At 76.6% G+C, this 13,172-nt stretch carries 15 protein-coding genes; 7 read left to right on the forward strand and 8 right to left on the reverse strand.

What is annotated here, in order from left to right; all coding sequences use genetic code 11:
* Positions 1–37: 37 nt before the first annotated feature.
* The 7 genes from IPM45_16225 to IPM45_16255 all read left to right on the forward strand — a co-directional run bounded on the left by IPM45_16225 (position 38) and on the right by IPM45_16255 (position 6,988).
* On the forward strand, positions 38–757 hold the full coding sequence (locus IPM45_16225) for a hypothetical protein (protein MBK9181076.1): 720 nt from the start codon (positions 38–40) through the stop codon (positions 755–757).
* Positions 758–883: 126 nt separating this feature from the next.
* A complete protein-coding gene (hrcA, locus tag IPM45_16230; GenBank protein MBK9181077.1) occupies positions 884–1,885 on the forward strand; it encodes a heat-inducible transcription repressor HrcA in 1,002 nt (333 codons plus the stop codon).
* 40 nt (positions 1,886–1,925) lie between these two features.
* Positions 1,926–3,050, forward strand: coding sequence for a molecular chaperone DnaJ (gene dnaJ, locus IPM45_16235; protein MBK9181078.1), 1,125 nt, complete (start codon positions 1,926–1,928; stop codon positions 3,048–3,050).
* A gap of 8 nt (positions 3,051–3,058) precedes the next feature.
* Positions 3,059–3,760, forward strand: coding sequence for a 16S rRNA (uracil(1498)-N(3))-methyltransferase (locus IPM45_16240; GenBank protein ID MBK9181079.1), 702 nt, complete (start codon positions 3,059–3,061; stop codon positions 3,758–3,760).
* A gap of 106 nt (positions 3,761–3,866) precedes the next feature.
* On the forward strand, positions 3,867–4,460 hold the full coding sequence (locus tag IPM45_16245; GenBank protein ID MBK9181080.1) for a transcriptional regulator: 594 nt from the start codon (positions 3,867–3,869) through the stop codon (positions 4,458–4,460).
* Positions 4,461–4,502: 42 nt separating this feature from the next.
* Positions 4,503–5,582 carry a radical SAM family heme chaperone HemW gene (gene hemW / locus IPM45_16250; protein MBK9181081.1) on the forward strand — a complete coding sequence of 360 codons (1,080 nt, stop codon included), beginning with the start codon at positions 4,503–4,505 and terminating at the stop codon, positions 5,580–5,582.
* A 47-nt stretch (positions 5,583–5,629) separates the two neighbouring features.
* Complete coding sequence (locus IPM45_16255; protein ID MBK9181082.1) at positions 5,630–6,988, forward strand: acetyl-CoA carboxylase carboxyl transferase subunit beta; 1,359 nt, start codon at positions 5,630–5,632, stop codon at positions 6,986–6,988.
* Here the strand turns inward: IPM45_16255 and nhaA are convergent.
* From nhaA to IPM45_16295, 8 genes are all read right to left on the reverse strand, one after another.
* Positions 6,966–8,354: a Na+/H+ antiporter NhaA gene (gene nhaA, locus IPM45_16260; protein ID MBK9181083.1), complete on the reverse strand. Its 1,389-nt coding sequence runs from the start codon at positions 8,352–8,354 to the stop codon at positions 6,966–6,968. The two genes, IPM45_16255 and nhaA, sit on opposite strands and share 23 nt — an antisense overlap.
* Before the next feature lie 103 nt (positions 8,355–8,457).
* The gene (locus tag IPM45_16265) at positions 8,458–9,246 is read right to left on the reverse strand and encodes a hypothetical protein (GenBank protein MBK9181084.1); all 789 of its coding nucleotides are present in this window, start codon (positions 9,244–9,246) and stop codon (positions 8,458–8,460) included.
* Entirely contained in the window at positions 9,243–10,664 is a 1,422-nt protein-coding gene (locus IPM45_16270) for a hypothetical protein (GenBank protein MBK9181085.1), read from the reverse strand. The genes IPM45_16265 and IPM45_16270 overlap by 4 nt, the downstream gene beginning before the upstream one ends.
* Positions 10,665–10,715: 51 nt before the next feature.
* Complete coding sequence (locus IPM45_16275) at positions 10,716–11,174, reverse strand: hypothetical protein (GenBank protein ID MBK9181086.1); 459 nt, start codon at positions 11,172–11,174, stop codon at positions 10,716–10,718.
* Positions 11,162–11,632, reverse strand: coding sequence for a hypothetical protein (locus IPM45_16280; protein MBK9181087.1), 471 nt, complete (start codon positions 11,630–11,632; stop codon positions 11,162–11,164). Before IPM45_16280 ends, IPM45_16275 begins: the two co-directional genes overlap by 13 nt.
* Positions 11,629–12,015, reverse strand: a complete 387-nt coding sequence (locus IPM45_16285; protein ID MBK9181088.1) for a hypothetical protein — start codon at positions 12,013–12,015, stop codon at positions 11,629–11,631. Before IPM45_16285 ends, IPM45_16280 begins: the two co-directional genes overlap by 4 nt.
* Positions 12,016–12,029: 14 nt before the next feature.
* Positions 12,030–12,251 (reverse strand): hypothetical protein, encoded by a 222-nt coding sequence (locus tag IPM45_16290; GenBank protein MBK9181089.1) that lies wholly within the window; start codon positions 12,249–12,251, stop codon positions 12,030–12,032.
* 16 nt (positions 12,252–12,267) lie between these two features.
* Entirely contained in the window at positions 12,268–13,170 is a 903-nt protein-coding gene (locus IPM45_16295; GenBank protein ID MBK9181090.1) for a type II secretion system F family protein, read from the reverse strand.
* Positions 13,171–13,172: the final 2 nt, after the last annotated feature.

Raw genomic sequence — 13,172 nt, forward strand, 5'->3', positions numbered from 1 at the left:
ATCTGGGCGTTCGATCCGGACCCGGTACGGTGGAGGCGTGGGTTGGTGCCACGAGTTCGGCGTGGAGATCTGTGCGGGGTGCGGCGAGGCCATGGTGCCCGGCGTCGGCGCGTGCTCGTGCGCGACCTGCGGCACCGTCTGCACCGGGCGCTTTCGCGGTTGCCCCGACGTGTGGGAGCGCGGCCCGCAGCCGGTGGTGCTCGCGGGGCGCCGGACCGCCCCGGCGCGGGCCACGCCGACCACCCGCACCGGTGCGGTGGGCAGCGGGTTGGGGACGAGCGCCGGCGCGGGTCCCCGGCCGGGGACCGGCCCGTCGCGAGGGCAGGGTCAGGGTCCCGGCGCCCTCCCGGCCGACGCGGGCGTCCGGGGGCTGAGCGACGAGCTGCTCGCCATGCTGGTGGAGGAGATCCGCGCCCTGCGGGGGGAGGTGGCGCGGCAGGCAGATGAGCTGGCCCAGCTGGCCGGACGGCTGCCGAGCGAGGAGCGGCTCGCCGAGGCGGCGACCGGCACTCGTGACGACGCCGTCGAGGAGCGCATGGCCGAGCTCACCGAGCTGCTGCCGCAGCGGCTCGGGGCCGCGCTCGGCCGCGCGCTGCGCGACGCCCTCGACGGACGGGCAGAGGGCCTGGCCAGCCTGGTCGGCCGGCTGGAGGGCACCGTCGACGCGCTGGAGCAGGCCGTCGCCGTGGGGGAGCAGGCTGCGGGCGAGGCCGCGGTGCTGCCGCTCATCGGGCGGGGCGAGCACGGCGCGAGCTGAGTGCCGGCCACGAGTGCCCGCTCTCCGGGGCTGACCGGGGCCGCGCCAGCACGGGTCGATATCATCGGCGTGAGCGGGAGCGCTCGCTCCGCCCACCCCTCGCCTCTCCCACCGACACAGGCAGCGATGCTCGACGATCGCAAGGCGGCCATCCTCCGAGCCGTCGTGGAGGAGTACATCGAGACGGCCGTCCCGGTCGGGTCGAGCCACGTGTTGCGCGCGTCCGCGTTGCCCGTCTCCTCGGCGACCGTGCGCAACGAGATGGTGGCCCTCGAGCAGGAGGGCTACCTCCGCCAGCCGCACACCAGCGCCGGTCGGGTGCCCACCGACAAGGGCTACCGCTGGTTCGTCGACCACCTGACCGCGCCCACGGCGCTGGAGCGTGGCCAGGCCCAGCAGGTGCGGCACTTCTTCGCCGCGGCCCACGGTGAGCTGGAGCAGATGCTGCACGACACCAGCCGGCTCCTGTCCAGCCTGACCGACTACGCCGCGGTCGTGGTCGGGCCGCCCCACGAGGCCGCCACGATCCGCTCCGTGCAGCTGGTGGCCCTGAGCGGGCGGGTCGTGCTGGCGGTGGCGGTGCTGTCGAACGGGGTCGTGGAGAAGCGCACACTCGAGCTCGACGCGGAGGTGGGGGAGGAGCGCGTGAACGCGGCGACGGCCCACCTGATGGGGCACCTCGCCGGCGCCACGCTGGGGGCGCTCCCCGTGGTGCTCTCCACCGGCGACGCCGAGGTCGACGGACTCTGCGCGGCCGCGGCCGAGGCCCTGGCCGAGACGGGACGACGCGACGGCGAGCACGTGTTCGTGGGGGGCGCGTCGCGGATGGCCACGGCGTTCGACGCCGTCGAGACGGTGCGGCAGGTGCTGACCACGCTCGAGCACGAGTACGTCGTCGTCACCCTGCTTCGCGACGTGCTCGACCGGGGGCTGACCGTGGCCATCGGCGGCGAGCACGGCGTGGAGCCGCTGGCCGAGTGCGCGGTCGTGGTGGCGCCCTACGGGGTCGAGGGCGAGACGGCCGGCACCGTCGGGGTGCTCGGGCCCACCCGCATGAACTACTCCCACGCCCTCGCCGCGGTGGCCGTGGTCAGTCGCCGCCTCGGCCGACGCCTGAGCGAGGGCTGAGCGTGCCCCGACCCGGCCCCTGCGGGCGTGCGAGGTTCCGGTGAGCGTCGACTACTACGAGCTCCTCGGCGTCGACCGCGCGGCCAGCCAGGACGACATCAAGCGCGCCTACCGGCGCCTCGCTCGCCAGCTCCACCCCGACGCCAACCCGGGTGACCCGGCTGCCGAGGAGCGGTTCAAGCAGGTGGCCATCGCCTACGAGGTGCTGTCCGACCCCGATCGGCGGGCCCGCTACGACCGCTTCGGCCCCGAGGGCGGGGCCGGTGTCGGCGACCCGTTCGGGTTCGGCGGAGGCCTCGGCGACCTGTTCGACGCCTTCTTCGGCGGCAACCCGTTCTCGTCCGGGGGCGGTGGCCGGGGGCGGGGCCCGGCCGGTCCGCCGCGCGGCGCCGACCTCGAGGCCGTGGTCGACCTCGCGTTCGAACAGGCGGTGTTCGGCGTGCAGGTCCCGGTCACGGTCCGCACCGCGGTGGTCTGCGACACGTGCGCGGCGTCCGGGGCGGCCTCGGGGTCGACGCCCACCACCTGCCCCGACTGCGGTGGTGCCGGCCAGATCCGGCGGGTCCGCCAGTCGCTGCTGGGACAGATGGTGACCGCCGGGCCCTGCCCGCGGTGCGGGGCCTCGGGGCAGGTCGTGCGGTCGCCCTGCCCCGACTGCCGGGGCGAGGGGCGCCGCTCGGCGGAGCGCACCTACACCGTCGACGTGCCGGCCGGCGTCGACCACGGCTCGACGTTGCGCCTCTCCGGACGGGGCATGGCCGGGCCGAGGGGCGGGCCCGCCGGCGACCTGTACGTGCACGTGCGGGTGAAGCCCCACGAGCGGTTCGTGCGCAACGGCGTCGACCTGCTCGACGACCTCCACGTGTCGATCACCCAGGCCGCCCTGGGCGCCGAGCTCGCTTACGAGACGCTCGACGGCGACGAGGAGCTGGTGATCCCCGCGGGCACCCAGCACGGCCTCGAGCTGCGCCTGCGGGGTCGAGGCGTGCCGCACCTCGAGGGCCGGGGCCGGGGCGACCTGATCGTGCACGTGAGCGTCGACGTGCCCACCGGCCTGAGCAAGGAGGAGGAAGAGGTCCTCCGGCGCTTCGCCGAGCTGCGGGGCGACGAGGTCGGGTCCGGTGACCGGCGCCCTCGGCGCCGGTTCCGCTCGGCGCGGGCGTAGCGGGCGTGGTGGCGGGGCTGGCTGGACCGGCCGGGGTCGCCGCCGCCGCCCACGCCTTCGTCGACGACCTGGATGCTCCCGAGCTGGACGAGGGCGACCGTCACCACCTGGAGCGGGTGCTGCGCCTGCGGCCGGGTGACCCGGTGACGGTGGCCGACGGGCGGGGCCGGTGGCGGCTGTGCCGCTTCGGAGCCGCCCTGGACGTCGACGGCCCGATCCGGGTGGAGCCGCCGACCGTGCCGGTGGCGGTGGGCTTCGCCCCGGTGAAGGGTGACCGCCCCGACTGGGTCGTGCAGAAGCTCACCGAGCTCGGGGTCGACCGGATCCTCGTGCTGGTCGCCGACCGGTCGGTGGTGCGGTGGGACGCCGAGCGGGCCCCGCGCCAGCTCGGGCGGTTGGCCCGGATCAGCCGGGCGGCGGCCATGCAGAGCCGGCAGGCCCGCCTGGCCGTGGTCGGTCCGCTGGTGCGGGTGGCCGACGCGGCCGCCCGGCCCGGCGCGGCCCTCGCCGAGGCCGGCGGCGAGCCACCCTCACTGGAGCGACCGCTGGTGCTGGTGGGCCCGGAGGGGGGCTGGTCGCCGGCCGAGCGCGAGCTGCCGGTGCCCCGGGTGGGCCTCGGGCGGGCCGTCCTGCGGGCCGAGACCGCCGCGGTGGCGGCCGGGGTGCTGCTCACCGGCCTGCGCTCCGGCCTCATCCGCCACCCTGCGTGACCAGCGCACCTGGGATGCTTGCCCTGCGTGGTGGCCGGGCGTAGATTCGCGGTGGACGCGGTGAACCGTGCACCCGAGGTGGCGGTGCCCGGCGGCCAGCAGCGTGATGTGCCGCGTCAGCGGCACCAGGGCATCGAGGACGATCGTGACCGACTGGGACGAGGGGGCAATCGACGGCGCCGGCGAGCACGCCGAGGCGTACCTGCGGCGCGTCGGGGAGCGCCTGCGCGCCATCCGGCGCCAGAAGCGCCTCTCCCTGCAGGCCGTCGAGGAGGAGTCCGCCCACGAGTTCAAGGCGTCGGTGCTCGGTGCCTACGAGCGCGGGGAGCGGGCCATCTCGGTCCCGCGGCTGCACCGTCTCGCCCGCTTCTACCACGTGCCCGTCGACCAGCTGCTGCCCGAACTGGGCGAGCCCGGGGCGGCGGCCCAGGTGATCGACCTCACCGAGGGGCCGCGCCGCCGGGCCGAGCGGGGGCCGATCGTGATCGACCTCGCCAGGTTGTCGGCCATGCCCGGGCCCGAGGCCGGGATGCTCGGCCGGTTCCTGCACATGATCCAGGTGCAGCGCCAGGACTTCAACGGCCGGGTGCTCACCGTGCGGGCCGACGACCTGCGGGCCGTCGCCGCCATCCTCGACGTGGAGCCCGACACCGCCGGTCAGCGCCTCGACGAGCTGGGCCTTCGCCTCCAGCGCGCCTAGCGCCCGCCCCGATCACGGTCCGGCCCGGCATCCTGGTCGGTGATGACCGCCGCCGCGCCGTTCGGCGTCTACGTGCACGTGCCGTTCTGCGCCCGGCGGTGCGACTACTGCGCGTTCGCGACGTGGACCGACCGCTCCCACCTGGTCGAGCGCTACCTGGCCGCCTGCCGGCTCCACCTGGAGCGGGCGGTGGCGGCCGGCCTCTCGTCGGCCACCAGCGTGTTCGTGGGCGGGGGCACGCCTTCGCTGGTGCCGGGCGAGCTGCTGGGCGCTGTGCTCGACGCCATCCCCGTGGCCGACCGGGCCGAGGTGACGGTGGAGTGCAACCCTGACACGGTCACGCCCGGGCTGCTGGCCAGCTACCGGCGCCACGGCGTGACCCGGCTGTCGTTCGGCGTGCAGTCGATGGTCCCGCACGTGCTCGCCTCGCTGGGGCGCACCCACGAGCCCGCCAAGGTGGTGGCCGCCGTCGAGGCGGCCCGCGCCGCCGGCTTCGCGACCTTCAACCTCGACCTCATCTACGGGGCCGCCGGCGAGGACCTGGTGGACTGGCAGCGGACGCTGGAGGCGGCCCTCGCCCTCGACCCGCCCCACGTCAGCGCGTACGGGCTCACGGTGGAGGCCGGCACGCCGCTGGCCGCCGACCCGGCGCGCCACCCCGACGACGACGACCAGGCCGACAAGTACCTCGTCGCCGACGAGCTGCTGGGTGCCGCCGGGCTGGGCGGCTACGAGATCTCCAACTGGGCCCGGCCGGGCCACGAGTGCCGACACAACCTCCTGTACTGGGCCCAGGGCGAGTACCTGGGCGTGGGGTGCGCGGCCCATTCGCACCTGGCCGGTCGCCGGTCGTGGAGCGTGCGCACCCCCGAGCGCTACGTCGCCCTGGTCGAGGCCGGGGAGCCGGTGGAGGCCGGTGCCGAGCGGCTCGACGCCGCCGGGATGCGCCTCGAGGGGCTCCAGCTGGCGCTCCGCACCCGTGACGGCGTGCCGGCCGAGGCCTTGCCGCCCGGCCCCTGGGACGAGGGGCCCCACCCGCTGGTGGTGCGCCGCCGCGGCCGGGCGGTGCTCACCCGCGAGGGTCGGCTGGTGGCGAACGAGCTGGCCGTGCGCCTCGAGTAGGCCCTGTCGATTGTGCTGGGCGCCGGGATGGGGCACCGTGGAGGGCCGTGCCGCCGCACCCCGTGCTCGAGGAGTGGGACGCCGACCTGCGTTCCGGCGACCCGCTGCGCTTCCCCGGCTATGCCGACCGGGTGGCGCGCGCGCCGGGGGAGGCGGTGCGCACCGGCCGGGCGGCGCACTACGCCTTCGTGGAGGGCGACGGCGGCGTGTTCGGCGGGTCGATGGGCGCCGCCGCCGGGGAGAAGATCGTGCGGGCCTATCGTCGGGCCGTCGACCTGGCCCTCCCCATCCTGGTGGTCACCCGGTCGAGCGGCGCTCGCCTGCAGGAGGGCATGGTGGCGCTCGTGCAGCTGGCTCGCACGGTCGACGCGGCCGGCGCCCATGCCGCCGCCGGGCTGCTCTCACTGGCGGTGCACGCCTCGCCCACCACCGGTGGCGCCCTCGCCTCGTACGCCTCGCTGGCCGACGTTCGCGTGGCCGAGCCCGGGGCGATCCTGGGGTTCGCGTCGCCCCGGGTGGTGGAGCGGGTGCTGGGCACCCGGCTGCCGGAGCGGAGCCACACGTCGGAGGGGGCCTATGCCAACGGCCTGCTCGACGGCATCGTGGGCCCGGCCGAGCAGGCGGCCTGGGTGGAGTCGGCCCTGGGCCTCCGGGCGACGCCGCTCCCCACCCGGCCCCTGCCGGCGCCCGATCCGATCGGCGTCATCGGCCCGTGGGGCGAGGTGCTGCGGGCTCGGGCCGTGGGCCGGCCCACGGGGATCGACCGGGCCGCCCGGCTGTGCACCTCGTGGACGGAGCTGCGGGACCGGGACCCGGTGGTGCGGGCCGGCCTGGCGACGGTGGCCGGGCGGCGGGTGGTGATGGTGGCCACGGACCGCTACGTGGAGGACGGGCGCCCCGTCCCCGCCGGCTACCGGTTGGCCCAGCGGGCCATCGCCCTGGCCGGGCGGCTGGGGCTCCCCCTGGTGACGCTGGTCGACACGCCGGGTGCCCATCCCGGCCCCGAGAGCGAGGCCGACCACGTGGCCGGCGAGATCGCCCGGACCTTCGCAGCCATGGCCGCCCTGCCGACGCCCAGCGTGAGCGTGGTCGTGGGGGAGGGTGGCTCGGCCGGCGCGCTGGCCCTGGCCTGCGGCGACCGCCTGCTGCTGCAGGAGCACGCGGTGTTCTCGGTGATCCCGCCCGAGGGCGCTGCCGCCATGATGCACCAGCACCCGTCGGCCGCCGACCTGGCCCCGCTCCTGCGGCTCACCAGCGCCGACCTGCTCGGCCTGGGCGTGGCCGACGAGGTGATCGCCGAGGGTCAGGCCGCGCTGGAGGAGGCGGTGGTGCGGGCCCTCGACGAGGCGGTGCCCGGCGACCGGTCCCGCCGCTTCGACACCGTCACGCGGGCCTGGCTGCGCTAGGGGCGCGCGCCGTCTCGGGCAGGGGCAGCGACCGCAGGAGGACGAAGCCGAGGCAACCGGCGACCAGGCTCCCGGCGAGGATCCCGATCTTGGCCGACGCGGTGAGGGCGTCGTCGGTGAAGGCCAGGGTGGTCACGAACAGGGCGACGGTGAAGCCGATGCCGGAGGTGACGGCGAGGCCGAGCACGTGGCGCCAGCCGGCCCCGTCGGGCAGGCGGCCGATGCCCAGCCGCACGGCGATGGCGCTGGCACCGAACACGCCGACCGTCTTGCCGACGACGAGGGCGATCCCCACCCCGAATGCGACGCTGCCGACCACCTCGGTGCCGCCGATGTGCACGCCCGCGTTGGCGAAGGCGAAGAGGGGCACGATCAGGAACGCCACCCAGGGGTTCAGCCTGCTCTCGACCCGCTCCAGCGGTGAGGTGGTCTCGAGGGCGTACTGGGTGAGCGCCTCGATCCGGACCTCGTTGCGCTCGAACTGGTCGTCGGTGAGGCCGCCGTTGCGGGAGCGCTCGATGGCGTCGACCATCCGCCGGGCCTCGTCGCCGAAGCGGCCGGGGTCGTGGAAGGGCCAGGCCGGGCAGAGCAGGCCGAACACCACGCCGGCGATGGCCGCCTCGACGCCGGCCTGGAGCAGCGCCAGCCAGGTGACGGCCCCGAGCACCAGGTACGGGGCGATGGAGCGGACGTCGTTTCGCTGGGCGCCGACGGCGAGCAGCACGGCCAGGGCGGCGACGCCCAGCCAGGCGAACTGCACGTCGGTGGCGTAGAAGACGGCGATCACGAGGATGCCGCCGATGTCGTCGACGACGGCGAGGGTGAGGATGAAGACCCGGGCGCCGCTGGGGATGCGCCGACCGGCCAGGGACACGACGCCCACCGCGAACGCGATGTCGGTGGCCATGGGGATGCCCCAGCCGCGCTCGCCCGCGCTCCCGGCGTTGATGGCGAAGAAGATGAGGGCGGGCACGACCATCCCGCCCAGCGCGGCCATGGCGGGGAGGGCCGCGGCCTTCGGGTCGCGCAGCTCGCCCAGCACCAGCTGGCGCTTGATCTCCAGCCCGGCCAGCAGGAAGAACAGGGCCATCAGGGCCGAGTTGACCCACTCCTGCAGGTTCTGGTCGATGTGCAGCACCCCGCCCAGCCTCACCTCGAGCGGGGTGGTCCACAGGTGCTCGTAGGTGGCGTGCCACGGTGAGTTCGCCCAGATCAGGGCGACCGCGGCGGCCACGAGCATCACGCTGCCGCCCGCGGCCTCGGTGGCCATGAAGCGCTGTGCCGGCTGCACGAACGCCCGAGGCACGAGGCGGTCGCTCTCGCTCCAGCGGCGGCGGACGGTGTGGGGGTCGGTGGAGACGGACATGGGCAGCGTCGAGTGAACCCTCCCGGGACGCCCCGGGGAAGAGCCGGACCGCTCGTTTCACGATCCGTTCACACAGCGGGCCCGGCGATCAGGTCGTGGGCGATCAGGTGGTGGGCGGCAGGGCGGCGGCGCCGGTGGGGGCCGGCGCTTGCGGCGGCGCCGGGAGGGCCAGGACGGTGCCGACGAAGAGCAGGTCGGGCTGGCCGGGGACCGGGATCCGGTCGGCGTTCCGGGCGATCAGCGCGTGCCAGTAGGGGACGATCTCGACGTCGGACGGCGGGCGGCCCCAGGCTCGGCCGAGCACCTGCTCGGCGACCGCCCAGACGTGCTCGCCCGACGCGACGGTCCACGTCGAGGGGGCGGTCGACCCGGTGGTGGGCGCCGGGGCCGCGGGTGGGCCCGACGGTGGCGTGGCCGGCACCTGCGGTGCGGGCGGCAGCAGCTGGAGCAGCGCCGTGCCCGGAGGTGACGGGTCGACCGGCGGCGCGACCTGCGCCGCGACCGGCCGGGGCGGCGCGCCGGGCCCGAGCGGCCCCGTGCCGATCGCCACCGCCGTCACGCCGATCCCGAGGGCCATCGCCAGGAGCCGGCGAACGGTGGCGCTGGTGGTGGCCCGCGCCACGGCCCGGGCGCGCGCGGAGGTGGACGCGCCGGCGACGGTGACGACGACGGTGGCCACGGCCAGGTAGGCGACGGCGGCCAGCGCCGCCAGCCGGATCAGGGCCACCGCCCGCAGGGCGGGATCGCCCTCGTTCACCCACGCGACCAACCCGCTGAACGACGCCGGCGGCGCGCCGAGCCCGCCCGAGCCCACCCGGAGCAGCATGGCGGCGAGGGCCCCGAGGGTCAGCAGCCAGAGCGCGGCACGGGCCGGCCGAGGTGGCGAGCTCATCGGTCGGGACCCGCCGGCCCGGTCGCCGGGGCGCCGTCGTCGGCCCGGGCGCCGGGCGACGGGCCGGGGATCGCCACCTGCTCGCCGTTCCAGGTGGTGACGACCAGCCGGTCGCACCCGAGCGCGTCGGGCTCGACGTGGAGTGACTCGCCTTCCGGCACCACCGCCGCAGGCCCGACGGAGGCGACCTCACCGGCGGCGGGCCACGCGGTGAAGACGAACACCTCACCGGTGCCGGGGCGGAGCGCCGCCGGAGTGGCCACGCCGTCGCACTCCCAGTCGCCCACGGCCACCACGTCGCCGGGCTGGCCGGCGGCGTAGCCGAGGCCACCCACCCGCACGACGGAGCCGTCGAGCGTCACGGCCTCGCCGCAGCCGTCGCCGTCGAGATCGGGGCCGCGGAGGCCCGCCGGGCAGGGTGGGGGCACCGTGGTGGGCCACAGCAGCGTGGCTTCCGGCCGGACCTCGAGAGCGGGGGTGGTGGCCGGCGCGGCCGTCGAGGTCGGTGCCGTCGTGGCCGGCTGCGCCCGGGGCGCGCCGCCCGGCCGGGGCGCAGAGCCGGGAGCGAGCCACCCGGCGGCGACGCCGAGGAGGCCCAGGGCCGCCGCCGTCCCGGCCGTGATGCCACCGGCCAGCAGGGCGACGCGAGCCCTCCCCGGCCGGCCGGGCGGGGCCGGCCGGGGAGGGGCGCTGGGCGGAGCCGGTGCCGGCCGAGGGCGCGGTTCCGAGGGCCGGCGGGGCGCGGCCGGCGCCGGCGGGCCGGCCAGGCCGTGGAGCGCGGCGGCCACGAGCCGCATGGGCGGCCTGGCGCTCGGGCTCTCGCCGGTGCACCTGGCCGCGAGGGCATCGAGGTCGGCGCGGCGGCGGCCGTGGCGCCGGTCTCTCGCCGCGCCGGCGGGTGCGCCGGCGAGCAGCTGGCGCAGGAGCGTGCCGATGCCCGCCACGTCGTTGGCGGGGACCAGGGCATCGTCATCGTGTCGTGCCGGGTCCCCCCGCCGGTACTCGGCTGGGTCGAGCGGTGGCTGCTCGCCGGCACGGGCCGCGCCGGCGAAGCCGCAGACCACCGTCCGGCCGTCGGCGGTGCGAAGGACGTGCTCGGCGTCGAGCCGCCCGTGCACGAGCCCGAGGTCGTGGAGATCGGCGAGGACGGCGGCCACCCCGGCAAGCGTCGCGGCCAGGTCGCCGGGGCTCCGGAACGGGTGCTCGGCGAGCGGCCGCCCCTGCACCAGGGCCAGGTCGAGCACGGCGCGGTCGTCGTGCACCTCTGCGGCGAGCAGCTCGACCACCCCCGGGTGGCGAGCGGCCGCCAGCATGGCGGCCTCGTGGGCCAGGCGCCGTGCGGCTCGGGCTCCGGTGGCCCGCTTCTCGGCGACCGGCCGGCCCTGCGCGTCGATGCGGACGGCCAGGCGCTCGCTCACCTCACACCCGCCTGGCTCGGGTCCGCGGCGCTCGCACGGTGGCTCGGGGGCTCACCGGAGGGCGATCCGGGCCTCGGCGGTGGCGGCGACCTCCGCTCGGCGGGGTCCACCCGGGACGGCCGGCGCGAAGAGGTACGGGACGGAGCCCACCAGCCGAACCGTGACCCGGTCGCCCCGCACCACCACCCCGACCTCGAGGCGGTCGGGGAGGCCGGGGCGCTGCCCGTCGATCGACGAGCGCACCGCGGCGTCGACGCGGGCCGGGTCGAGCCGGTACTCGCCGGTCGAGCGGAAGGCCGCCTCGTCGAGGCCGGCCGCGACGGCGTCGTTGGCCGCGGCTGCGGCCGCGGCCGCCAGCTCACGCTGCCCGAGCAGGGCGATCGACAGGTCGACGGCGATGGCCGACAGGACGAGCACGACGGCGACCGCGGCCGGGAACAGCAGCAGGGCGCTGCCACGCTCGCGCGGGTGCCTCGCGGCGCGGGACCTGCGGTCGGCTACGCCGGGCACCGCGCCCCTCCGGGTGGGCCGGAACGCCAGGGATCGACGATCTCGGCGTGGCGCCCGTGGACGGTCGTCACCGGTCCGACCCGGCCGAGCCAGGGGAGCGCCACGGTGGCCATCCGGTACTGCACCTCGACCACCACCGGCTGGCAGCGGGTGAAGCCGCCGCTGATCGTCACCGTGGCACGGGCCGGGTCCCGGCCGTAGCCGGCGAGGGTGATCGCTGCCGCGGCCCGGGCGCTCCGCTCGGCCTCGTCGGCCGACCGGGCCTCGACGTAGCGCCGAGCGGCCTCCCGTGCCGCTGCCGTGACGGCGCCCTTGGCATCGACCACCCCCCACGCCGAGGCGGCCAGGAGCGCACCCACCACGAACACGAGCAGGCCGAATGCGATCACCTCGGCGCCCCCGGCCTGACCGCGGTCGCCTCGGCCCCGCGCCGCCGTCCGCGCCGACGCGACGCTCACCGCTCCCGCTCCAGCCGCAGGCGCACGGTGCGGTCGATCTGGCCGGCGCCGAGCCCGCCGAGCAGGGAGGGGACGAAGCGCAGCTGGCGCGCCTCGACGCGCAGGACGACCTCGTCGGCCGTCATCTCCCAGGTGAAGCGGACCTGGGCGGCGAAGCGCCCGAGGGCACGCCGTGCCTCCTGCTCGGCCTCGGCGCGGGCGGCCGGCCGGTCTGCGGCGGCCTCGCCGGCCACCCGACGGGCCGCGTCGACGGCCGCCCCGGTGACGGCCGAGGTGGCCCACAGCCCCACGAGCACCTGCACGGCGAGGAGCAGGAACACGAGGAACACCACCATGCCCGAGAAGGTGGCGACGAGACCCGCACCTCGTTCGGAACGGACCACGTCGGCGGAGCCGCTCAGGAGCCGATCCGCCCGATCTGGTCGCGCGTGTTGCTCTCGGCGTCGCCCCAGATCGCCTTGAAGCCGACCCACATGAGCGCGCCCAGGAAGGCCATGATGAGCACGGCGATGGCCGCCGAGATCACGCCCTCCCCGGACTCGTCGCGCACGATCCGATCGCGAGCGATGGTGCGCCACACGACCAGCGCAGTGGCCGTTCGCAGCAGGTGATCCTGCATGGTTCTCCTCATTTCCTCAGGAGGCGGTGAAGAGGCGCATGGCCTCGATGAAGGGGACGGCGAGGAAGATCACCCCGGGCACGAGCGTCGCCACCGTGACCGGCACCCACACCTCCTGGGAGCGCCGCTCCATCACCTCGACGAGGTCGCGCTGGGCCTCGCGGCGGGTGGAGCGGGCCTCGTCGGCGATCAGGCGGCCGAGGTCGCTGGCCTCGCGGTCGAGGGAGAGCACGGCCACCAGCCGGTGGACGGCGTCGACGTCGGTGAGCCGTGCCCACTCGCGGAGGGCCTGCACCTCGCCGACGCCCTGGCGGATCCGCGCCGTGACCCGGGTCAGGTCGGCCGCGCACGCGCCGTGGCCGCGCTGGGCGAGGCGGTTGAGCGCGGCACCGAGCGAGTAGCCGGCCGAGAGCAGCATCCCGAGCTGCTCGGCGACCACGGGGAGCTCGAGGAACAGCCGGCGCTGCCAGCGGGCCGATGCCGAAGCGAGGCGATGCTCGACGACCAGGAAGGCGAGGAGCGGAGCCCCGACGAGCAGGAGGAGGGCCACGGCCGGAGGGGGCGAGGTGACGAGGGCGGTGGTGGCTCCTGCGCACATGGCCGCCACGGCCCCACCGAGCTGGCGCAGCCGGAAGGCCGTGGGGTCGAGTGGCGCGTGGACCCGCTCGAGGCGGGTGGCCAGGTCTTCGTGCACGCCGAGCGCCCGGGCGAGACGCTCGCCGATCGAGCGAGCGCCCGGGCCGAGGGTCTCGCGGAGCGTCTCGATCGGGGTGCGGCCCGCCCCGCTGCCGGCGGCGGTGCCCCGTGCCGCGCCGAAGGGCGCAAGGCGGTCACGCAGCCCGGCTCGGAGCAGTCGGCGGGCGTCGCCGAGCAGCAGCGTCGAGCCGAGCCACAGCAGGAGCGCCGAGGTGACGAGCATGC

This window comes from Acidimicrobiales bacterium (assembly GCA_016716005.1).
Lineage (GTDB): Bacteria > Actinomycetota > Acidimicrobiia > Acidimicrobiales > JADJXE01 > JADJXE01.

Bases quoted from the DNA above. Each gene is read 5' to 3' on its own strand.
- IPM45_16295 (MBK9181090.1), bottom strand. From the start codon at position 13,170: ATGCTCGTCACCTCGGCGCTCCTGCTGTGGCTCGGCTCGACGCTGCTG.
- IPM45_16265 (MBK9181084.1), bottom strand. From the start codon at position 9,246: ATGAGCTCGCCACCTCGGCCGGCCCGTGCCGCGCTCTGGCTGCTGACC.
- nhaA (MBK9181083.1), bottom strand. From the start codon at position 8,354: ATGTCCGTCTCCACCGACCCCCACACCGTCCGCCGCCGCTGGAGCGAG.
- hrcA (MBK9181077.1), top strand. From the start codon at position 884: ATGCTCGACGATCGCAAGGCGGCCATCCTCCGAGCCGTCGTGGAGGAG.
- hemW (MBK9181081.1), top strand. From the start codon at position 4,503: ATGACCGCCGCCGCGCCGTTCGGCGTCTACGTGCACGTGCCGTTCTGC.
- IPM45_16290 (MBK9181089.1), bottom strand. From the start codon at position 12,251: ATGCAGGATCACCTGCTGCGAACGGCCACTGCGCTGGTCGTGTGGCGC.
- IPM45_16245 (MBK9181080.1), top strand. From the start codon at position 3,867: ATGTGCCGCGTCAGCGGCACCAGGGCATCGAGGACGATCGTGACCGAC.